Below are 22,899 nucleotides of genomic sequence, written 5' to 3' on the forward strand. Positions count from 1 at the left end.
ATTGCAGGAAAAATGCGTTTGGATAGCAAACTAATTACCTAATTATATTTATGAGGAGCATTTTTCCATGAACGCAGCAATACTCTCGCCCGCGGAATACCTGCAGCAAGGCAACATGGGCCGGCACGAAACCTTTGCCCCGCGTTACGGCTGGCTGGTGAAGGGCTGCCGGGCCGTGCAGGAAGACCCGCACATCTTCAAAGCATCCAACGCCATAGAGCGCCTAGGGGTGGGTAAAAACATGGTCGCCTCCATTCGCTTCTGGTGTCTGTGCTGTAAACTGATCCAGCCGGCGAACGGTGGTGCCTACCAGCTCACAGAGCTGGGGCAAAAGCTGTTCACTGGCCCCAAAGCCTACGACCCTTATCTGGAGGACGAAGGCACCCTCTGGCTGCTGCACTGGCAAATTTTTTTACCCCGGCTGGAAGCCGTAGCCTGGCCGCTGGCTTTCAACAAATGCCGGCTCGCCAGCTTTGACATCAAACAACTGGCTCATTTCCTGCACCAGGCCGGGCAGGCATATGAACGCTGGCAGGAGATATCCTCCCATACTTGGGAGCGTGATGCCTCCTGTATCCTGCGCATGTATGCCGACGACCGGGCGAACGGCGATATAGACAGCCCTTTTACCCGGTTGGGGCTGCTCTGCCGGGTGCCGGAAAGCAATCACTTTACCTTCAACATAGCGGAAAAACCCGAACTGCCACCGCTCATCTTTGCCGCCGCCTGTTTTTCCTATATGCACCACTATGCCGGGGAGGGTGTGCGCACCGTCACCCTGGCAAAACTGAGCTACGATTTTAACTCTCCCGGCGTGGTGTTTAAAATACCCGAAAGTGCAGTCGGCAGCCTGTTGGAGCAGGCGGCAGAGGCGTTGCCTTTCTTTTCTTTGGAACACATAGCTGGAAACCTTCAACTGCACCTGCGGGAGAAAAATCTCACCCCCGCCCAGCTCTACTGGCTGGCCCTGGAAAAATACTACAAGGAGTCAAAGTAAATGTCGTTATCCGGCAATTTCCTCAGCAACTACATCCGTTCCGGCGGAGCAGCAGCCCGCTCCGTGCACATAGAGCGGGACAACGGAGCTGTCAACTTGCTGCAAAATTACCAACTGGGCCCGGCCGGTCAGCAGGTGCTGGGCCGCCTGGCAGCCGCCCTGCAGGGTGAAAAAATAAACGCCTGGTCGCTCACCGGCCCCTACGGCATGGGCAAATCTGCTCTGCTCAGCTTATTGCTGGCCCTGTGCGGTCCGGCCGCCAGTGAACCCGGCCGCGTGGCCTGGCAGCGGCTGCGTGCCAGTCATCCGTCCCTGGCAGACCAACTGCGCTGCGGTCTGCAAAATGTATGCGGAGACGCCGGCCTTTATACCATAGCCATCACCGCAGGGTACGAACCAGTCTCGGCTGCTCTGCAACGGGGCCTGCCCCAAACCAGCCGGGTCAAACAAAACGCCGCTGCGCCATCTGCTCTGCTGGACGGTTACCGGCAACTGCAGCAGCGGGCCGGTCGTCCCATTTTGCTGGTGCTGGATGAATTCGGCAAGAACTTAGAATACCTGTCCTACCACCCCGACCGGGGCGACCTCTTTATTCTGCAACAACTGGCCGAAACCCCCGGCATATTTATCATGGTGTGCCTGCACCAGGCCTTTGAAGAATACGCCGCTGCCCTTTCCCCCGCCCAGCGCCGGGAGTGGGCTAAAATCCAGGGACGCTTTGAAGACATATCCTTTGTGGAAAACAACGACCATTTGTTATTGCTCATGCGGCGTGCTTTGCAGAAAGAACTGCCGCCTGACCTGGCGGACAGAGTGCGGCAATGGGCGCAGCAAGCGGCCGGGCAGGCCCGCCGGTTTGCCCCCCACCTGCCCGCCCTGCAGGATCAGGACACCCTAGAGCAGCTTTACCCGCTGCAGCCCGTAACCGCCCTGGCCCTGGCGGAGCTTTGCCGTCGCCTAGCCCAGTACAACCGTACCCTTTTTTCCTTTTTGAACAGTGGCCATCATCTGGCCCTGCCCGCCCTGTTAAACCGCACCCCCCTGTCGGACAGCGGCCCTCTGCCTGCCGTGGGGCTGGATGCGCTCTATGACTATTTTATCAACAGCGCCACACTGCCATCTTTGGATCGGCCGGAAGCCCAGCGCTGGCTGGAAATTCAAGACATGATCAACAACGCCGGCGACCTGCCCCCGCTGGAACAAGCCCTGCTCAAAAGCATCGGCCTGCTCAACCTGCTGGGCAAAGGGGCGGTTTGTCCGGCCAGTGCGGAGGTCCTAAACTCGCTCTTGGAATTATCCGGCCAGGCCACCCCGGCCCAGGTGCAAAAAGCCCTGCACATGCTGGTGGCGGCGGGCAAACTTCTCTACCGCACCTACGCTGCGGAGTATCGCCTCTGGGAAGGCAGCGATATTGATATTACTGATGCTCTGCGCCGGCAAAAAGAGCGCCTGGCCTTAAAACCCCTGGAGCAAATACTGCAACAGCACCTGCCTCTTTCTCCTCTGGTGGCCGCCCGCCATGCCCTGGAAAAGGGCACTGTGCGCTGCTTTGAACGGCGCTGGCTGGAGGAGGCGGCCGTTCATGAGGAACCGGTCCCGGCTGACGGCTGCGACGGTTTATTGCTGTATTGTTACGGCCTGGCTACGGCGCCTCCAATGTTACCCGCCCGCTGCCGGGACGGGCGGCCCCTGCTGGTGGCCTACGCCCCCGTCAAAAACGCCATAAAAGAAAAGGCGCTGGAAATCAGCGCCCTGCAAACCTTGCTGACGGAAAGGGAAGAACTGGCCCACGACGCCGTGGCCCGGCGGGAAATAAAATACCGCCTGCAGGTGGCCGAAACCGCCTTTCGCACGCTGGTAACCAAGGCTTATGCTCCCGGTTCGCCCCATGTCCAGTGGCTGAGCGAAGGCCGGCCGGTGACGCTGAACAGCAGCCGGGAATTGGGCCGGGAGCTTTCCCGCCTCTGCGATAAAGTGTACAACAGCTGCCCGCACATCAGAAATGAGATGATCAATTATAACAAACTTTCCAGCGCCGCGGCCAGAGCCCGCCGCGAACTGCTGGAAGCCATGGTTGAAAAGGCCGAGCTGGAAAACCTGGGAATGAAAGGATTTGGCCCCGAAGTGGCCCTGTACCGCTCCCTGCTTTTCAGCACAGGCCTGCACGTTCCCCCGTTGGGTTCAGGCGGCTGGCAGCTCACCCTGCCGGGCAGCGACCCCAGCCTGTATCCCCTCTGGCAAGAAATAGAACATATGTTATCCGGTGATCCTCAGGGCATCAGTGCCTCGGCCGTCCTGGAGCGTCTGCAGCAGCCTCCCTTTGGGTTGCGCCAGGGGCCGGCTGTCGTTTTTCTCTGCCATTACATACTGGTGAAGGCCGATGAAATAGTGGTTTTCCGGGAAAACAACTACATGCCTTACTTGAGCGGCGCCACTCTGTCCCTGCTCAGCAAACGGCCCGAACTGTTCATTTTGAAAAAAATTGCTGTAAGCGAACTGCAGCGCAGTATATTCACCGCCTACCGGAATATTTTACGCCAGGCCAGTATAACCGGCGCCCAAAAGCTGCGCAACCAGTCCCTGCTCACCGTGGTGACACCGCTGATGAAATTTGCCCAGGGTCTTTCGGCCTATGCCCGTCAGACCCGACAGGTTTCCCCCGCCGCCCGCCGCGTGCTGCTGGCCCTGCAAAATGCTGCTGACCCTTTAGAGCTGCTCTTTCATGAACTGCCTGCTGCCCTGCAAATTGATTGGCAGGATGACTATGAACAGGCGGTGGAAGAACTGCAGCAGCGTTTGCTGGCCGCCCTGCAGGAACTGGCCCGGGCCGACGATATTTTGCAACAAAAAGTGCAGGATATTTTGCTGCAAACCTGGCCGGCAAAAAATTTAGGGCAACTTTGTGCTATAATGAAGGAAAAAGTTATTGGTTTGGTAGATATTTGCCGGGATCCGGAACTAAAGCCCCTGCTGGCGGCCCTGCTCCGGCCGGCGGAAGACCCGGAAAAATGGGCGCGGGGCATTGCCGGCAGTGTGCTGAAAAAACCCTTGGACAGCTGGCAGGACCAGGATTTGCTGCTCTTTGCCGAAATGTTGCCCCACCTGGCGACCCGGATGGAGCAGCTGAAACTGCTGCGTGCCGCTGACCGGCCCCAGCACTGCGGCCAGGTGCTGCTCAGCATAAGTACTCCCTCCGGCATGCGGCGCCAGCTCATTTCTGCCGCCTCTCAACGTGACGGTGAAGTGCAGCGCCGAGTAGCCGAAATTATGGCCCTGCCGCCGGAAAAGGCCCGGGCCGTGTTGCTGGCTCTGGCCGAGCAAATTTTGCCAGTAGAAAGCGGTGATTAAAATGCTGATAAAGAATGTCCATGAGCGCCATATTCTGGCCCTTTCCGGGGGCAAGGACAGCGCGGCCCTAGCCGTGTATATGCGGGAAAAGTATCCCCACCTGCCCCTGGAATATGTCTTTACCGACAGCGGTTGTGAACTGCCCGAAACCTACGAGTACCTGGACCGCATCCGAGCCGTACTTAATATTGACATAACAGTGATTAGGCCGGAGAAGAGCTGGGATAGCTACTGGTCGTTGGTAAAGGTGAAGAAAACACCAGCCGGTGTTTTTACTTATTTACCTTCGCCGAAACAGCGCTGGTGTACTGAGGTTTTAAAGTTGATTCCTTATGAAAAGTGGATAGAAAGTAGTTATCCCGGTTGTAACATTATAAGTTATGTTGGTTTGCGAGCCGATGAAAAACGAGAGAGAAAAGGGTTGATATCAAAAAATAGAAAAATATTTACCTGTTTCCCTTTTATTGAAGATGGGTTAACTTATGATGATATTAAACACTTACTAGAGAAATCTGGTTTAGGTTTTCCAGCTTATTATCAATGGAGAAAGCGTTCCGGTTGTTATTTTTGTTTTTACCAAACCAAACGTGAATGGTTGGGGCTATATGAACATCACCCGGAACTTTATTATAAGGCAATGAGTTACGAAACAGTTATACATGAAGCGGGAGTGCGTTTCACATGGTGTGATGACATGAGTTTGAGTGAATTATTGGAGAGAAGAGAAGAAATATTACGTCAGCTTCCCTTAGATGATACTGACAATAAGTCAGTGGAAAAATTATCCAATATTTTGGGAAAAGTATTGGTTGAAAGAGGGGTGTTGCAATGGGTATAGATAAATTTTTAAATGATATGGAAATGCAATTAATTAGGGGTAATTTTAAACCACATAAGTTAATTATGCTTCTGGTTGTGCTTGACCTGCTTAAAGAAAAGCGTGTTAATGAAATATATTATGATGACTATCTAAAGAGCAGGTTTACTTTTTATTTCAATTTATTTTCTGATGAAAGCGACCGCAACAGGCCTTATAACCCATTTTTTCATTTACAATCCACCGGGTTTTGGAAGTTAATGCCTATAAAAGGACGAGAAGCCTATTTTGTAGATGTGAAAAAAATTGGTGGGCCTAATGAACTGACTCAAAATGTATCGCATGCTTATTTGGATGAAGCTGTATTTCGAGATTTTATTGACCAAATAAAGTCGGAATTGTTAAAGAAAAGAATTGTAAATATTCTTGAGAGGTACAAGATACTATGTAGCAAAACGAAAGAACCAGCTTTACAAGCATACAATGCTCATAATGTTTCCCAACCAGCCACGCTCTATGACCCCTCAATTATGCCAACAGCTTGTCAGAGCGATCCAGCGCCTACCTCGCTGGTAAAACAGACAACTCATCCAGCATCCACCCTAATTACACATCATGCTTTTGACAGTCCCAAGGTGCCCATGGGCAATAAGACCACTTATGATCAGGCCAAAGCAGACCTGTCCGGCGCGCCGCCCCACCCTGCGGTCGGGGTAGCGGAAACATTTGCGTCCTATAATATGGTTAATGAGTTTGTGGACTACCTTAATACTCTGAGCAATACCACGGCAGCCAATGAAAATGCCTTGGCGGAAAGTCAGCTTAACAGCCGCTTTTTCCCCAGGGTGCAGGTGAAACATCCCCTGGAGGATTATATATACAACCAGTTAATGAATGGCTGCGGCAAAGTTGTGCTGACGGGCAATGCCGGTGACGGTAAAACCACCCTTGCCTTTGCGGTGCTGCAAAAACTGGGTTTTGCAGGCACGCCGTCCTGGCGGATAGAACTGCCCGAAAAAAAGCTGACAGTGATTAAAGACATGAGCGAACTGCCGGCTGACGAGCGGGGCAAGGTGATGCGGGAAATTTGGCAAAATGAACACTGGCGCTATTTGCTGGTATCCAATACCGGTACCCTGTTGGAAGCAATGCAGTGGCTGAAAAATTCCCAGCCCGGCATATGGGAGGAGCTGCTCTCGGCCATGCGTGCCGGCGAGCCGGGCCTGCTGGGTGAGCGGCTGCTGCTGATTAATGTGGGCAATATCAACAATATTGAGCCGGCGCTGCAGGTGCTGCAGCGTATGATTGAAGAAGAAAACTGGCAAAAATGCAGCCGGTGTGCCCTGGCGCAGGATTGCCCCATTTATTTCAATGTGCAGCTGTTGCAGCAAGGCTGGAAAACGGTGCGGCAGCGCCTCTGGTTGCTTTACCGGCACATGTATGAATACGGCTGCCGCCTGACCATGCGCCAGATGACTGCCCACCTGGCCTATGCCCTTACCGGTGGATGCAATTGCCGCCAGGTGGCAAAAATGACGGTGGGCAGTGGTCAGAATAAGCTTTGGCGCGCGCTTTTTTACAACCGCTTTTTCGGTGATGACGGTTGGCAGGAGGATGGGGCGGCCAGCCAGCTCTATGCCGTGCGCCAGGTGCGTCAGGCCGGTTACGGACAGGTTTTGCAACCGGCGGTGGAACAACGACTCTGGCTGACGGAGGAAGGCAGATGGTCCGATTATGCTTTGGCGGAAAGTCTGTGCAAAGAATTAAAAAGCAATAAACAGGGAGAAAAGGTCGCCTACCGGCGACAGTTGCGCAGGCTGCTGTATTTCTGGGGTACCTGTTTTAGTGAGGTGGGTGAGCAGGAAAAAGCGGACAAGAACTTTATCTGCGATTTTCTGGATTCTCCGGCTCTGTTTGATTATTTGCATATGCTGGAAAATACTTCAGATCACTTAATGGTGGATTATAAGAAGAAAATTGTGCATGTTTTACAGGAGTATTTTGCCGGCCTGCCCTTGTTGGAAAAAAGGGACAGAGAGAGGTTGTATATTCCCTTAAGCCGGGCCGATCAGGCTGCTGTGGTGCAGTTTTTGTTGGCTCGTTTTCGCCTGGCCGATTTTGAAGTGGAATCGCGTGAGGGTTTCCGGGCGGACCATTTTTTAAACCGAAAAGCCCTTTACCTCTGCTTGAAAAGGAACAAGAATTTAGATTTGGAGCTCAGCCTGCCCTTTCTGGATTATGTGGCCCGCCGCTACCGGGGAGAAATGACGGCCGATTTGCACGCTTTTTATGCCAACCGCCTGAAGCGTTTTAAATCCCAGCTCATCAGTTATTACCAGGAGCAGCAGGCGGAGGAGGACGACGAATTAGAAGTGGGCGAGCTTTTGTACCTGCTGGCTGGCAAAACCCGCAGGGTACGGCTGGAATTTGCGGCCGGTGAGTTGGAGGTGTCTTTATGAGTGGATTACCACCCCTGTTTCCCGGTACCCTGTCCATAACGGAGATGGATAAAGGTGAGTGGAAAGAGAATAAAAACCCGGCCATGCGCCTTTTTGGCAAACGCTTTTTTATTGACCAGCGGGCCATGGACTTACTGGTTGAGTTTTTGGCGGTGGCGCTGGCGGAAAAGAAAATTGCAGCGGAAGGCGAGAAAACAGGCAGGACGCCGCTCTGGAACGCTGACGCGCTGCCTCCTTTGTCGGACTTGCGCAGCTGGCCTGCGGCGGCCGCGCTTTTTTACCGGCTGCCGGTGTACCTGAATTTAAAGCTGTTTGCCTTTTTCCGGCTCACGCCGCCGGATAAGCGCCACCCGGTGCATGAGGAACAGTACAGAGAGCTGGGCCGCAGATTGCGTGAAAAGCCCGGGCTGGCCGAAGGGGGCAAAGTGGATAAAGCGGTGGAGATACTGAAACAACTTCTGGGCGGACTGCAGGGGGCAGGTTTTGACCGCGTCTGGTCGGCCCGCACCTTTTATCCCTTAGCGCCGGCTCTGTTAATGCAGGAAACACTTTTTAATTTTTCGACGGCAAAATCCAAGAAAGTTAATGGATGGGAAGATATTATTGATTATTTCAATATCTATTTTAGCGTGTCAAAACACCGTTTCCTTGCCCGCGGTGGAGAATTGCTTTATTTACAATTATGCAACCTTTTTCGCACCGACCCGGACGTTTTTGCCACCTGGCTGGCAGAATGGCGGGCCTTGATGATACTGCGGCCCGAGGAGGCCGACCTGGAAAAGCTGCATGAAAACCTAAGCCGCGAGCTGAAAAAGCTGGGCGAAGGCCGGGTGAGCAGAATACTGCATAAGCTGGCCGACTACATTGAAAATCTGGATCCGGCAACCAGCCGCAAAGTGACGGAGAAAGTTTCCAAATCCGAACTGAAGTGCGAATATTGTGCGGCTGAAACCTGGCCGGAAACCTACTTGTTTGCTGTGGAGCTTTATCGCCTGCTGCAGGCCGCTCTGGATCCGGCTGAACGTTTGGACATGCTCATGCTGCTCTGTGTTCTGCAGGTGCTGCGCACCCTGTGCGCTCAGAGTGCCCGTTATGGCGGGAGGGAGGGGCAGACTGTTTCCCTCAGCAACCCTCTGGGTTATGCCTGGCTTTTCACTCCGGGCCGAGCTTCGCCCGCCCTACGTTTGGCGGCGGCGGGCAACCTGCAAGTTGTGCAGACCATGATTTACACCGCCCTGCGTCATCCTGCTCTTAAGCAATACGTGCAGCGGGCGGTTAAAGAAGTGATGGGCAAAAAAGATGAGGAAGCTTTAAAGAAAGAAGAGAACAAGCTGTGGCGGGAAGCCGATGACAAATATGGCTACAAGCTGTTGCTTTCGCTGGGCAAACAGTCGGGCATTATTGTGCCCCGTACCGGCCCGGGAGCACGTTTTGTGCTGGGGGAGAGGCTTTTGCGCCTGCTGGTGCTCACTGTGCTGCCGCCCGGACAGCGCTGCACTTATCCGGAATTTTTGCAGCAAGTGTATTTGCACTTCGGCATAGCTCTGGAAGGCAGGCAGCTTTTGGAAGCGCTGCGTTTTACAGGCCAGTTTGTGGGCCATGATTTTGCCGGCCAGGATAAGGACTGGCCAGTAGCCATGCTGCGGGCGGCCGGCTTTTTGGAGGAGCTGTCGGATGCTTTTTCGCTGGTGGTAAATCCTTTTTAGTCAAGCCGTTGGGAAAAGGAGAAAAGACCATGTATTTTTTGGTAAAAACCGTTCTAAACTGGTTGGAAAGGCAGTTAACCGCTGTGACGGCGGAGCAAAATAAGTTAATTTTTGTTTTACCTTCCTGGGATAGCTCTTTGTTGTTTTATTTGGGCAGACAACTAACAGAACTGGTTGCCCGCCAGCCCCGTTCCATTCGGTTGCAGTACAGCGTGGCCTGCCGCTTAGGTAAGGAATGGGAACAGGGTACACCCGCCCAGCGGAGCGACCTGGAACAGATAAGGAAGATGAACTGGTACAACGAGGGGGACAATTTGACCGAGCAGCGCAATTTGTTGCCCGGATCAGAAGAACTGCTGCTGATTGTTCTGGCCGGGGCGGATCATATTACCGACCGGCACAGCCTGCAGGATTTTTACCACTTGGATCAGCAGGCGTTGTGGCGGGAAGCGCTTCCCAAAAGTACCCGCCCCTGGGTGGAAGAAAAATTTGCGCGCAGTCTGGGCGACGAGGCGGTGGTCTGGGAGGAACTGGCTAGCGCTGTACTGGACTATATGTATGAGCGGGGCCTGGCCGATTTGCCGGGCATCAGCGCTTATCTTGATGGGTTGGATTTAAGTTTTGCCAGCAGCGGGCAGGAAGCCTGTCGGCTGCTGCTTAGCAATTTGTCCCATTTTGAATTGCCCGCCCTGTCTGGGTTGGTGTTAAAAGCCAGGTTGAAGTCCAAGAGACGGCAGGATTGGCGTAAGCAGTGTGGGTTTTATTTTCGGCAGGCACAGGAATTTTTCAGCTATAAGGCGTTTTTGTCCCCTGCAGAAAGGGAAAAGTGTCTTGAAAATATTCAAAAGCTGCTGGCCCGGCCGGATGATATGGAGAGTTTGCAGGTCCAGGAATGGCAACTGGGTGCATTTGCTGAAGTAGAAGAGCTGGTTCAGGCTGTGGCGCAATACATTGGCGAGCCTTCACCTGAACTGGCGGATAAGCTGCGCCGCGTGGACTTTGTTCTGTTGTGCGATGGAATTTTGAAGTATAAACCCAGAGCCAAAAAACTTGATGAGGATGGAGAGGGGCCTTTTGAACCTCCCAAGAAGAAAACGCCCACCAGGGTGGAAGGCCTTTTGCCGGAGGTATTTTTGCGCGCTATCTGGTTGACCTTGCGGGATTTGAAAAAAGAGTGGCCGAGTGTTCAGCTGGAGGATATTGATAAATTGAGCTTGCAAAGTGTGCTCTTTAAGCATGAATTTGCCCCGGCCCAAGATGAGGAAGAAAAAGATACCGATGGGCGCGCCAAGACTTTTTTGCAGCGCTTACTGGGCGGGATAGATGGGTGGCTGGCCAACAGCTTACAGGTGAGCGCAGGCGGCCAGGAACTGAAAGTGGATGTCAGCCTTTGCCCGGCCGGTAAAGCGGAACAGCATATGACCTATCTATATCATGCTACCGGCCAGCCGGGGCTGCAGTTTTCCTGTACTTTTGTAAGCAAGGACAGAGAAGAGTTTAAGCGGGAATTTTTTTGGCCGTTGCCCTTAACCCATCCCTGCCGCCTGCTGGTATTGCTGCTGGAGTGGGCTTATGAACATTTGGAGCGAGCGCAGGGGCTGCCGCTGTTTGTTCTGCCGGGGGCAAACGGTTTGGGCCGGGCTCGCCAGGAAGAGGAAGCCTGCCGCATGTTGATGCGGGCGCTACAGCACGAGCAAAGGCAGGTTTATGATCTACTTGCCGGGGTTGGTCGGGAGCTAAATGGTAAGCCCTGGCAGGAAGTGAAAGCTCTGGTGCTCCAGTACTGGCGGTTTATAGTGGCCACTTATGAGAGGGGACTTTTTTCCACGCTGGCCGCGCGGGGAGAAAAGGCCATGGAATATGAAAACATGGCCAAAGCTTACCTCCAGGCTCTGGAGGAATGTATGGAGACCGAAAGTGCAGTCGGTAAGGATGCGGCACTCTTGTTACTCAAGGCTTTTTTAATAGTGGACAGCACTTTTCTCAAGCAGCCCGATCCGGTGTGGGAAAAGGATTTGCCTGCCGCCTTGGTTACGCCACTGCATCCGGTGATGCTGGAAATGCTTTATTATCAGTTTAGTTTTTTACTGGAAAGTCTGTGTTATCTAATGGAAAAGGTTTTTGCCGGCAGCGAGGATGTGGATTTGCAGGGTGCAACCTGGGAACGCATGGTGGAGCTGGCGGCGGTGCGGCGGCCGCTGGGCGCGGTGTTCAGTCAGCGGCGGCTGGAGACCGCGGGGCGTGATTTTGCTTACTTACAGGTGTTGGGCCGGGGGGGTACGGACAGTGCCGGGCTGGAATTGCTGGATTTTGTAGAAGAGGAGATACCGGAGGAGGAAGAGAGCAAAATAGAGCTTTTCCGCCGGGGCCGGTTGGCAGAGCTGATAAAACGCGTTTTAATGGATTACCGGGAAATGCATCCTTATGCCGGTGATGGACTGTCCCTAGCGGTTTATGCCGGTCACTCGCTACAGCAGATCATTGCCGGTGTGGACGGTTTTTTGCGGGATCTGCTAAAAGAGCGGGAAGAGAATGGGCTGGAGCAGTACGCCTTGCGGATTACGGTTTTTGCCAGCACGCGCAGCGATTGGGCGGTGCGGTGTTGGTTGAAGGCCTGGCAGGAGAGCTGGCATCAGGGTGCCGATGAGGAAGAAGGCGACCATTTAAGTCGTTGTCGTTTGACATTGCACTACCGCATGGTGGGCGAGGATGAGAATTACACAGATTTGAAGAATATGCTGGCGCAGAATAGTTTCGATTTAGTCTTGTTGAGTGACTTTTTCCAGGACAGTGAGAGCGAGTTTTTGATTTTGCCCCGGAGATTATCTATGCCGCTGGAAAACTACCGCTTTTTTCCAGTTTTGGAGAAAGTGTGCTGCCGGAACAAGAGTGCCGCAAGCGGTTATAAGCGGCAGCGGGTGCTGACCAACCTGCGCTTTAAACGAGGTGCGGCTCACAGTCAGTTGGTAGCCCGGCTGCAAAACCTTGGAGGTAAAGGTGATAGATTTTTGCTATTGGAAACACGCCGTATCGGTGGTTTTCAGGAGGTGTTGAAGACTGCTCACACCTGCAGTGTGTGGGTGGTATGTATTGACCCGGCCATGGATGAGTATGTGATTACTACTCTGCGGAACGACAGTGGCAATAGCCCGGATATCATCGGTTTTGGCACCGGTGTGGGTTCGCACGGCGAAGCAAATTTTACTATTTCTACGACCCGCTTTTATTTAAGCGAAATTCAAAAGAAACTTGCCCGCTGGGTGATGAAGCTGTTTCCCGGCAGCTTAACAGAGATCCAGGCCGGGCAAATAGCCAGGGCTCTATGCTGGCGGGATCCGGAAGAGCGGCCTTATTTGAGCGGGCTTTCCTTAATCAAGTCCACCGGGCCGGAAAAGTTTTTCCGCGAGTTTATTGCCGGCAGTATGGTGCGGTTGTTGCTGAAGCGACAGGATGAAGGATTTTTCAGTGATGTTCTGGTCTCGCTGGATGCCTTTCATCATTGGTTTGCCCAAAATGACCGGCGTCCGGATTTTCTTCACCTGCGGGCCTGTCTTGTGAATGGCCGGGTGTTGGTGCGGGCCCGCCTGCTGGAGTGTAAACTGGGCGGGGAAAGTGAGGAGCATTTACTTAAGGCCCGTGAGCAGTTGAGAAATGGTTTGCAGCGCTTGGTAAGCCGCTTTATGCCATGTCCGCCGGGTGAGAAGGCGGGTGTGAAGGACAGGCCCGACCAGCGCTACTGGTGGCTGCAGTTGCACCGCTTGATTGCCAGTCACGGGGTCAGCGGCGAACAGTACAATGAAGTGCTGGCGGCGCTGGAGCTTTTAAGTGAGGGTTCTTTTGATATAGAATGGCAGGCGGCTGCTTTCACTTTTTGGACCGATCGGCCGGGAGATGTAATGCAGCACGAAGTGCTCTTTGAGGTGGAACTGCCGGGCAGCAATATATTGCCTGTACTCGCCTTCCAGTGCGGGCGGGATTTCATCCAGCGGCTGTGCCTTAAGGGAGAGCGGCCTGCGGAGCTGGCAGACTGGCCGGCCTGCCGGTTTATAGGCCGGTCGTTGCAGGATGATGCGGGAGCGGTTGATGAGTCAGCTGTCCCGGCTTCCCCGCTTCCGGATGATGGGATGAATGCTCCCCCTGCTCCACCGGGGATGGAAGCCGACACTGCATTAACATCCTCCGGGCAGGAAAGGAAAGCCGGGACTGAATGCCATCCGGTGGCAGGGGCAGTAGATAACGACCAATATACCGATTTTACAACCCCGGCTGTTTTGGTGGCTGCTTCGTCGGATAGCCCCGCTGTGCCCGGGGAAGAAGTGCTGCCGGCATATGACCAGCCATCCGTGCCGCAGCGTATATTGCTGGGCACCAGGGCTGGCGGTCAACCTGTGTATTGGGAGTACGGCCATCCGGGCTTGCCCAACCGGCACATGTTGATTTTTGGCGCTTCGGGCACAGGTAAAACTTATGCCATCCAGTGTCTGCTGGCCGAACTGGGCCGGTGCGGGGTAAGCAGTTTGATTGTGGACTATACCAATGGTTTTACCAATGCCCAGCTGGATAAGCTTTTTGTACAGTATTTTAACCCCCGGCAGCATGTGGTGCGCCATCAGCCGCTGGCCATCAACCCCTTCCGCCGCCAGCGTTACTTGATGGACGGCATTGAGTTATTTGATACCCCCGGCGATGTGGCCCAGCGCATCACTAATTTATTTGCCGCCCTGTTCAGCAATTTAGGGGAACAGCAAAAGGCCACTTTGCACAGTGTGATCCGGGAAGGTGTGCAGCAGGAAGGGGATAATTTCACTCTGGCCCGTTTACTGGAAAAGCTGGAGGAACTCTATGCCACCGGGGGGACGGGCGCTAATTATTGCCTCTCCCTGTTGAATTTACTGCGTCCCTTTGTGGATACCAATCCACTGGGGGCGGGCAGCAGCAGCTGGGAGGAACTTTTTACCGATTTGCAAAACCGCTGCCATGTAATACAACTGGTAGGCTTTGCTCCCGATATGGCCCGTTTGATCACGGAATTTGTGCTGCTGGATCTGTATTGGTATTACCGTTCCTGCGGCAATGAGGCCCGGCCTCGTCCGGTGGTGCTGGACGAGGTGCAGAACCTGGACCACGCCGAGGGTGGTTCGCTGGCCGGTATGCTGCGCGAGGGGCGCAAGTTTGGCCTTTCTCTGCTGCTGGCCACCCAGACTTTGAGCAACTTGAAGCAGGAGGAGCGCGACCGCCTGTTCCAGGCCGCCCACAAGCTTTTCTTCCGTCCGGCCGATACCGAGCTGCGCTCTTTTGCAAATATTATTGCCCATGCCACTGGCGAGCGGCCGGAGGATTGGGTGGACAGGCTGGCCAACCTGGGCCGGGGCGAGTGCTATTCGCTGGGCTATGTCTGGCGTGAAAGCGACGGTAAACTGAAGGGTAACCATTATGTCAAGATCAAGGTGACCGCTCTGACGGAGCGTTTGGCAAGGGGTGATGATGGTGTGCCGGATGTTGCCCATTAACTTTCACAAAACCTTTTTACCGGAGCGGCGCCTTTTGGCCGCCCTGCTGGAGTACGCCGCACTAGGCGGGGAGGGCAGTTACCAGGAAATTTCCCAGGCTACCAGCATACCCATGGGGCGGTCTACGGGCAAGGTGCCGGCTATTTTGGACTACGCCCGCGGCATGAATTTGGTGACACTGGGTAGGTCTTCCGGGTCTGGCAAAAAAAAGCCCCGGCTTACCGGTTTTGGTCAGGCGGTGTATACCGGCGACCGCCATTTAGGACGTCCCTTGGTACAGTGGTTGGCGCACATGCATCTCTGTCTGCCGCGGGGTGGAGCGGCGGCCTGGCACCTGGTATTTGTCAGCGGGCGCGCTTCTCTGGGCAGCCGCTTTTCTGCCGCCCAGGTGGAGCAGTACCTGGTGGAGCATTTCGGGCCGGGACGCAGCCGCACCGGGCCGCTCCTGCGCACCTACCTGGAGGATGCCGCCCTAGGCCGGGCCGGAGTTCTGAGCCAGCGCCAGGGAGAGGTGGTGCGCTGCCGGGCACCGCTGGACGTTCAGTGTGCCCTGCCCTATGCCGCCTTTGTACTGGAACTGTGGGAAAGGTTTTTCTCCGGCCGGGGGCAGATAACGGTGGATGAGCTGGTAGCAGAAACGGGCTGGCCGGATATTTGCCTGTGGAGCTGCCAGGAGTTGGAGCAGGCTTTGGAATGGATGGAGCAGTCCGGGCTTTTAGCCCTGGACAGGCAGCGGCGGCCCTGGATTTTGGAAAAGCGGGCGACTGCCACAGAAGCCTGGCAGGAGCTGGGCCGCTGGTTGGAGGAAGCGGCGCCGGCAGGCGGTTAGTAATTTTTTTTCGGAAAGTAAAGTGTTAAGGATGTGATGGTGGTGCCCTGGCAGGATGTTGCTTTATTACGGCAGGATCTGTTGTTTAACGGGGCGGTGGCATTAAGCTGGCGGGAGGAAAACCCATCTTTAGCCCAAAAGGCAGCGCGGCATTTTATTTTCCACGGTCCGGCCGACAGCGCCGCCGGCCTTACCGATACAGTCAGTTTTACGGCCGAGTTGCTGGAACGATTGACTGGCGGTGGAGCCGACGACCCATTTATGATGGCCGTGGCCGGTTACGGTACTGGTAAGTCCCACCTGGCGGTAACCTTGAGCGCTTTGCTGACTGCGCCCCAGGGGTCCCTGGCCGGGTCAATCCTGCGCAATATGGAGGTAGCAGACCGGGAGCTGGCCTTGCGGGTGAGAAGACAGCTGGCTGAACTTGCGCAGCCCTATCTGGTGGTGGCCATCAACGGCATGCGCGATTTTGACCTGGGCCAGGAGATCATCCGCCAGGTGCTGCGCGCTTTACAGCGGGACGGCATCAGCACGTCGGTGCTGGATAATCTGCGGCCCCGCTTTAAGAGCGCCATAAATTTCGTGCGGGCTTTTTATATCCACCTGCGAGAGGATTTTGCCGCTCATTTTGGTGCCTGTGGCAGTGCGGAGCAGATTATTTCTCTTTTGCAGGAACAGGATGAGCTGGCTTTTCGCCGGGTAAATGAGATATACGAGCAAAAGATGGGGGCGTCCATTCACACGGTGGGTCAGGAATCGCTGCCCGATTTCATCCGCGTGGTGCAGGAACATTACTGCGGGCCAGGTCGCCCCTACGCTGGCTTGTTGATTATGTTTGACGAGTTTGGTCGCTATCTGGAGTTTGCCGTGCAAAAACCCCACGTGGCCGGTTCCGGGGTGCTGCAGCAGCTTTTTGAAGCGGTGCAGGCTCACGGTGAGCGGGTTTTTCTGGTGCTTTTCATTCAGTATGAGTTGCGCGCCTATATTTCCCGCGTGGCACCCGAGCTGCGGGATGAGCTGGACCGCTATGTGACCCGCTATGACGGGGTGTCCCGCTACCGCCTTTCCAGCAATCTGGAAACATTAATTGCCAGTTTGCTGGAAAAGAAAGACCAGGCGGAGCTAAAGCGGCGGGTGGGCCTGAATCAGGCGGTGTATGAGCAATGCTGGCGACTGTTGCAAAAAACGCTGCCGGGTGGTATTAGCCGTTCTCTCTGGCGGGAACAGGAAGACTTTTACCGGGTAGTCTGCCAGGGCTGCTGGCCGCTGCATCCCCTTTCTACTTGGCTTTTACAGCGCCTGGCGGCGGGCAAGGAACTGCAGCAGCGCTCGGCCATCACGCTGCTGGCCGGAGCTTATAGCTCTATGGCTGGGCAGGAGCAGCCAGCGGAAGCGCTGCTGCGGCCGGTGGATTTGCTCACCGAGGATTTGCTGGCCGAGTTTGTGGCCGGCGAGCGCCTAGGCGGACGGGGAGCGGCGGCCCAAGCTTACCAGGAGGTTTGCCACAAGTATGGGCAGCGCTTTACGGCGGAAGAAAACGCGGCGCTGCAGGCCGTGCTGCTGGTGACTCGGTTAGGCTTACAAATAGTGGAGCAGGCCGACTACCTGGCGCTGCTGGCTCAGTGCTGCAGCTTGCCAGAGGAAAGGCTGACGGCTGCGCTGGCGGTGCTGCAGGGCGAGTACGGCGTCTTGAGCTGGAATGCCGCCTTGTGCCAGTATGATATTGTGGCCGACGCCGTGCCGCGCCAGGCATTTCTGGATCTCATGGCCCGCCGGGCGCAGGCCGTGGGGGCGCAGCGGCAGGTGGAGATTTTTCACCGTCATCTGGCTAACTGGCTGGACAAAAAAGAGCTTCCGGTGGATTTCGCCCTGGAAAACAATATTTCCACGCCGGAATTTAAGTACGAGGTGGTGTTTAGCAGCATTACCCTGCTGGGGGCCCAGTTAGAGTTTGCTTTTGGATCCTGGCAGGAGGCGCTGGCGCCGGACAAGAGCAAGGGCCGGTTGATTTATTGTTATGTAGGGCCGGAAAGCAATCTGGAACTGGTACGCCAGGAAGCACAGCGGCAGTTGAACGCCCTGCTGGCCCGGGCAGGTGCCGCCGGCGGTTACGGCGCGCCGCTGGCGGTGGTATTTTTGCCCGACAGCCAGGGCGAGCTGGGACGCCTGATGGCCGAATACTGGGTTTTGCAGGAAGAGATGAGCTCGGAGGAAATGAACCGTTACGGCCACTTTATCCGGGAAAGGCAGGCTTCTTTGCTGCAGGAGATGACCGGTTGTTTTGACAGGCTGGTGGAGTGTCGGCAGTTTTTGACGGCTACCAGTGAGTCGGTGCCTGGAAACAGTTTGTTCCAGGTCTTGAGCAATTTGTTCGTTGCCGTCTACCCCGCTCGCATTCCTTTTCCCTTTGACGGATTTGCCACGGTGCGCGGTAATGCGGCCAACGACAGCTTTACTTTTACCCGCCAGCTTTTTCAAGGCAATTTTAATCGGGATTGGATTGCTGCTTTGGTCAGACATAGTAAAAACCGAGCAGAGACGCTGTTTGTTCAAACTTGGAAGGCGTTGGACGATGCCGGCCAGGTAAGATTAAAGCCGGGGCATCCCGCATTGCGTCGTCTTTTTGACTGTTTGGATAACTGGTTGGCAAAGGGGGAGGTGGACTGCCCGGCGTCTTTGGACCCGGTGGGACCCTGTGAACGGGAGGGGACGGTCGGCAGTGACAGTGCAGGTACCGGCGGCTTACTATCTCTGGGCCAGGCTGTGCGGGCGTTTTGTGCGCCGCCCTTTGGCTTAAATCTGGCTTCGGCCGGGCTGGTGCTGGGTTTATATTTCAGCCGCCGCCTTACCAGCTTGCAGCTTCTGTACAAAGGCCAGCCGGTGAAAGTGGCAGATTGGCTTTCAAGGGCCTTTGCAGGCAAATTTTTCGATCTGGTTGTGCTGGAGGATACCTATTTTTGCCGCTTCTCCCAGCAGGACATTTCTGAATGGGAAAAGTTGCTTAATGATTGGGAGCTGGTGGAGGCGCTCGATGATTGGCTGGTATATGAGCAACGGGCAGTCGAGCTGCAGCAGAAAGCCTCGCCACCGGGGGAGCTTTTCTATAAGTTAGAACTTTTGCGCGACAAAACAAGGCGCCAGAAAGCTAGGCTGGTGGAATTTGAGAACACGCTGAATACAGCTCTGGAGAAGTTGGAAAAGGGACGCCAGCGCCAGGATGTGAGTCAGATTTCTTGGGCAGCCGCCGATTTGGCCGGGTTGTTCAACTTGCTGGGCAGCAGCAAGCATTTTTGGGGCCAGCAGCGGCTGGATGAAGTGACCAAGCACTATACTGCGGCGCGTTTTTTGGTGCAGAAGCTTTTCCCGGACTGGCTGCGCGGCCAGAGCGCCAGCAGTGAGGTACAGTTAGAGAAGTTAAAGAGCAAAATGAAAAATGTGAAGGCAAACTTGGAATGTATTGACCTGGACGAAGAAAAGGAGCAGCTGGTCCAGCATATGCGGCAGGTGGAGGAGCATGTGCACGAACTGGCCAGAATTAAGCGGGTGCGGGAGGATATAAGCCGTCTGGTGGATAAACAGATTGACGACCAGATAACGGTGGTCACCCTGCGGGGCTGGCTGGAGCGGGTGCAGGAACTGGCCGGGCGGCTGGAGCAGGCCAGGTGCCGCGCCGACATTGCCGGGCGCCAAATAGAAGAAGCCAGGTGCCAGCTGGCCGAGTTTCAAAGGAATTGTTTGCGGCAAATAGAGGCCATCAAGGAGCGGGCGAATAAGGTTTTTGCCTTCAGCGTGGTTAAGGGCATGACCGACCTGTACAACCTGGTGCGGGAAGCCACGGCGCTGTGTCATTTGTACAGCGGCAACCCCAGGGATCTGGAGGATTTGGAACTGGTGCAGCGCCAGGCCGAGCTGATGGCAGACCACTTCCGACGCCTGGAACAGGAACAGGAGCAACTGGATGATGGTGCACTGCGCGCTTTGTGTCAGTCACTGCGCCAGGAGTTGGCCGAGGCTTTTGCCGGTGACGTGCCGCCTCTGGACAGCGAATCCATATACAGCAGTATGCTGGATCTGTTGATGGCCGAGCGGGGGCGGCGGGCGGCGGACTGGCTGGCGCGCCACCTGCCGGAAACCGCTGTGATAGAGCAGTGGTCGGCCGAGCGCTGTGTCCGGGCGTTGCAGGCTTTGCAGAAGAGACCGGCCTACCTCACACCGGAGCAGCAGCAGGAGGTGCGGGAAGCGATGGGGCTTTTGCAGCAGCGGTTGGACGACCTGGCCGTAGAGGGGCTGCTGACCCGTTTCCGGGAGATGCCGCCCCACCAGCAGCGTGCTTTTTGGCAGCGTCTGCAGCAGCTGGCCGGGGCGGGGATTTTTTGATACAGTTTGCCAGTCTAACAGGAGAAGTAAAAAAATTTAAAAAAATTTCCACCTGTCAGTTATTTGATGAATATGACAGGTTTCTTTTTTGCCAGGCAAGGTATTCAGGGTTAAGCCCATATAAGACAGTATATGATTGGTTGTCATTGAAGCCTGATACAAGTTAATATATAGCGTAGCTAGTCCACTTTTTTAGTGCAAATTTAAATAGCGAAAGGAGAAGAAACATGAAAACAGCACTGAAATTGTTTTCAGGCCTGGTCCTGGGCGCTTTTGCCTTTGTGCTGGCCCTCGCTGTACCGGGTACCGGTTCCGCCGAAGCCTATGTAAGCTACGACAACACCAAAAGTAACGGCGCCAATTATAGCAGCAAGTATTATAATTCCTACAGTTACAAACCAGCCGCCGCCAATTACAGGAATTACTACAACTACACAAACTACCGGGATTACACAAAAGAAAAAACCACCAATTACAGGACTTACAACTATTACAACAACACCCAAACAACTTCTACCAATAAAACCGTCCAACCCGTTGTCAGTACCGTAAAAACCAACCAGCCTTCCGGCGGTATCAGCACGGCGGACGAGCAGGCCATGTTGAACCTGATTAACAAGGAACGTGCTGCCAAGGGCCTTAAGCCCCTGGCGCTGGATGCCAAACTGACCCAAATTGCCCGCATGAAAGCCCAGGATATGATTGACAAAAACTATTTTTCACATCAATCTCCCACCTACGGTTCACCCTTCGATATGATGAAAAATAACGGCATCACCTACCGCTATGCAGGGGAAAACCTGGCGGGCGCTCCGGATGTCAATACCGCCCACACCAACCTGATGAATTCCCCCACTCACCGGGCCAATATTTTAAGCGATAAATACACCAGGGTGGGCATCGGTGTTGTAAACGGCGGCCCTTACGGCAAGATGTTTGTGCAAGAATTTAATGGTTAATTAACAGATGAGAGACACCTGCTTGGACGGGTGTCTCTCTGTAGTAATCTGCTTACAAGGGTGATTAATGCAAATTCCTTTCTTTATTCACAAGCTTTAATAGATAAGCCGCTGCGGATATTTTGGCATTTATCACGTCCGGGCTTTGTTTTTCAATGACCTCCATTTGATCCTGCAGGGTACAACCTTCCTTGGCGCATTTGAACAATTCATTGCTGATGACCTGCATGCTTTCCTGTTTCTCCGCAAAGCTGATGGCAGAGGAAAGGACATCCCGCAGTACATTCTTTTGTACTTCTTTGTCCAGTTCCACCGGCAGGTTTACCTTTAACCCCCTGTAAATATCAATGAGCGCTACCAAAATATACTGCTCCAGTGAAGGAGTGGGCCTGACTTCGCTGCTCAAAAAATCACCTCCGGCAAATTTTACCTTCAGTTTACCATAATTTACCCTGGGCTATCCATATGAAAAGAGTGCTGAGGTGTACCGGCACTCTTTTGATTGTTCGCATTCAATTAGTTGACGCTGGCTGGCGGCAACGTACCCTAGGGGCCCAAAGGTAACACTTCGGCCCTGGCTGCTTCAGCAGGCAGCTTAATGTCAATCTTTGTCCCGTAATCTTTATATAAGAAGTTAAATGTTGCGGTCAGGGACTTCATGGGGAAGGGCTTACCCTCAAATTTGTCAGCAAAGACAATCACTGCCGAGGCATTTAACTGGTCTGCATAAAATTTCTCCTGATCAATCAGGATTTTACCTACCATGCTGATGCCGCGAACCATGCTGCCGGACTGTTCAAGGCTTTTGAGCATATCTTGACTCAGTCCTGCCTGAGAGCCCACCATGTTCATAAACTGGCTCAGGTTTGGAATGTTGCCAAAGAAGGAAAGCTCATAGAAAGTTTTGTCATCGATCTTTTTCTCCCCAAGCAAACGATAGTGGAAATACTTATCAAATTCCTTGGGAAGCTGCATAAATTTAGTCTGCTGTTTCATCAGTTCGACAAAATCAGGTACAGAACCCGCCGGCATTTTCACCCATTTTACTTGGGATGACATGGGGTCTTTCATTTTCATGTACATACCGTCGGCCACCATATACTGTTCCACTTCCATGGGAGGTATGGTCTGGGGCAGACCGGTTATGGTCATGGTAAACTGCTGGTGCAGGCCCTGGTCCAGGTTCATTTCATAGGCCACATTGGCTTTCATACCGATATAGGACGGCACGCCTTGCACGGGTACGGCCGGGTTGGCTTTCATGTTCATGGACATATCGCCGGTACCACGCAGGGTTTTAACGGCAGCCTGGGCAGCTTGGCTTTTTTCCATAATTTCTTTGGCTTCTTTGGCTGTGCCAAAGGCCCTATCCAGCAGCGCCGCTCCTTCGGCGGGGGTCAGGAAAGCATCGGGTTTGACGGTGGGTTCCACAATACCCTCTTTAACCAACCAGGTAAAGGGAACAAAGGCCCAGTGGCTGTTTGGTACCGGGGTGGGCAGCGGGCCGGGGGCCTCAACGTCCGGTGTACGAAGAACCCGAGACAACATAACCGCTGCCTGAGCCTGGGTAACGGGCTGGTCCGGGTTGACGGTATTCTTGGCAGTGCCGCTGATGATACCGGCTGCCAGGGCGGTTTTCATGTCGCCGGCATACCAGGCGTCGGCGGGTACATCCAGGGGTAAAGCCACCGACTTGGCTGGTGCAGGCAGCTCGGCAGCTTGCACCAGCATTGAAACGAATTCCGCCCGGGTTAGTTTGTCGCCCGGCTGTGGCAGCTTATCCAGCAGAGTTTTTTGCAATTCCCCGGCAAAGACTGAAGAAGCAAACAAAGTCAGCAGGATAGAGAGAGAAAGCAACAATACCAGACTGCGTTTTAACACCTTGCAAGTCCTCCTT

The 22,899-nt window shown here is 54.3% G+C and carries 11 protein-coding genes; 9 read left to right on the forward strand and 2 right to left on the reverse strand.

Going from position 1 to position 22,899, the window contains the following annotated elements:
* The first annotated feature begins 67 nt into the window (after positions 1-67).
* From BUB67_RS02550 to BUB67_RS02590, 9 genes are all read left to right on the forward strand, one after another.
* On the forward strand, positions 68-997 hold the full coding sequence (locus tag BUB67_RS02550) for a DUF4007 family protein (protein WP_073235274.1): 930 nt from the start codon (positions 68-70) through the stop codon (positions 995-997).
* Positions 998-4,345, forward strand: coding sequence for a hypothetical protein (locus BUB67_RS02555; RefSeq protein ID WP_073235277.1), 3,348 nt, complete (start codon positions 998-1,000; stop codon positions 4,343-4,345).
* A gap of 1 nt (position 4,346) precedes the next feature.
* Entirely contained in the window at positions 4,347-5,183 is an 837-nt protein-coding gene (locus tag BUB67_RS02560; RefSeq protein ID WP_073235280.1) for a phosphoadenosine phosphosulfate reductase domain-containing protein, read from the forward strand.
* A gap of 620 nt (positions 5,184-5,803) precedes the next feature.
* On the forward strand, positions 5,804-7,621 hold the full coding sequence (locus tag BUB67_RS02565; protein WP_143156984.1) for a hypothetical protein: 1,818 nt from the start codon (positions 5,804-5,806) through the stop codon (positions 7,619-7,621).
* On the forward strand, positions 7,618-9,327 hold the full coding sequence (locus tag BUB67_RS02570; RefSeq protein WP_084127623.1) for a hypothetical protein: 1,710 nt from the start codon (positions 7,618-7,620) through the stop codon (positions 9,325-9,327). The genes BUB67_RS02565 and BUB67_RS02570 overlap by 4 nt, the downstream gene beginning before the upstream one ends.
* A gap of 29 nt (positions 9,328-9,356) precedes the next feature.
* On the forward strand, positions 9,357-14,837 hold the full coding sequence (locus BUB67_RS02575; RefSeq protein ID WP_073235286.1) for an ATP-binding protein: 5,481 nt from the start codon (positions 9,357-9,359) through the stop codon (positions 14,835-14,837).
* Complete coding sequence (locus BUB67_RS02580) at positions 14,824-15,666, forward strand: hypothetical protein (RefSeq protein WP_073235620.1); 843 nt, start codon at positions 14,824-14,826, stop codon at positions 15,664-15,666. The genes BUB67_RS02575 and BUB67_RS02580 overlap by 14 nt, the downstream gene beginning before the upstream one ends.
* Positions 15,667-15,708: 42 nt before the next feature.
* Entirely contained in the window at positions 15,709-20,043 is a 4,335-nt protein-coding gene (locus BUB67_RS02585) for a hypothetical protein (protein WP_143156985.1), read from the forward strand.
* 227 nt (positions 20,044-20,270) lie between these two features.
* Positions 20,271-21,002: a CAP domain-containing protein gene (locus tag BUB67_RS02590; RefSeq protein ID WP_073235292.1), complete on the forward strand. Its 732-nt coding sequence runs from the start codon at positions 20,271-20,273 to the stop codon at positions 21,000-21,002.
* Positions 21,003-21,066: 64 nt separating this feature from the next.
* Here the strand turns inward: BUB67_RS02590 and BUB67_RS02595 are convergent, their stop codons facing one another.
* Positions 21,067-21,408 carry a hypothetical protein gene (locus tag BUB67_RS02595; RefSeq protein WP_073235295.1) on the reverse strand — a complete coding sequence of 114 codons (342 nt, stop codon included), beginning with the start codon at positions 21,406-21,408 and terminating at the stop codon, positions 21,067-21,069.
* A gap of 140 nt (positions 21,409-21,548) precedes the next feature.
* The gene (locus BUB67_RS02600) at positions 21,549-22,883 is read right to left on the reverse strand and encodes a DUF6612 family protein (protein WP_073235298.1); all 1,335 of its coding nucleotides are present in this window, start codon (positions 22,881-22,883) and stop codon (positions 21,549-21,551) included.
* Between the last annotated feature and the right edge of the window lie 16 nt (positions 22,884-22,899).

Origin of the sequence: Desulforamulus putei DSM 12395, assembly GCF_900129195.1 — a bacterium.
GTDB lineage: Bacteria > Bacillota > Desulfotomaculia > Desulfotomaculales > Desulfotomaculaceae > Desulfotomaculum > Desulfotomaculum putei.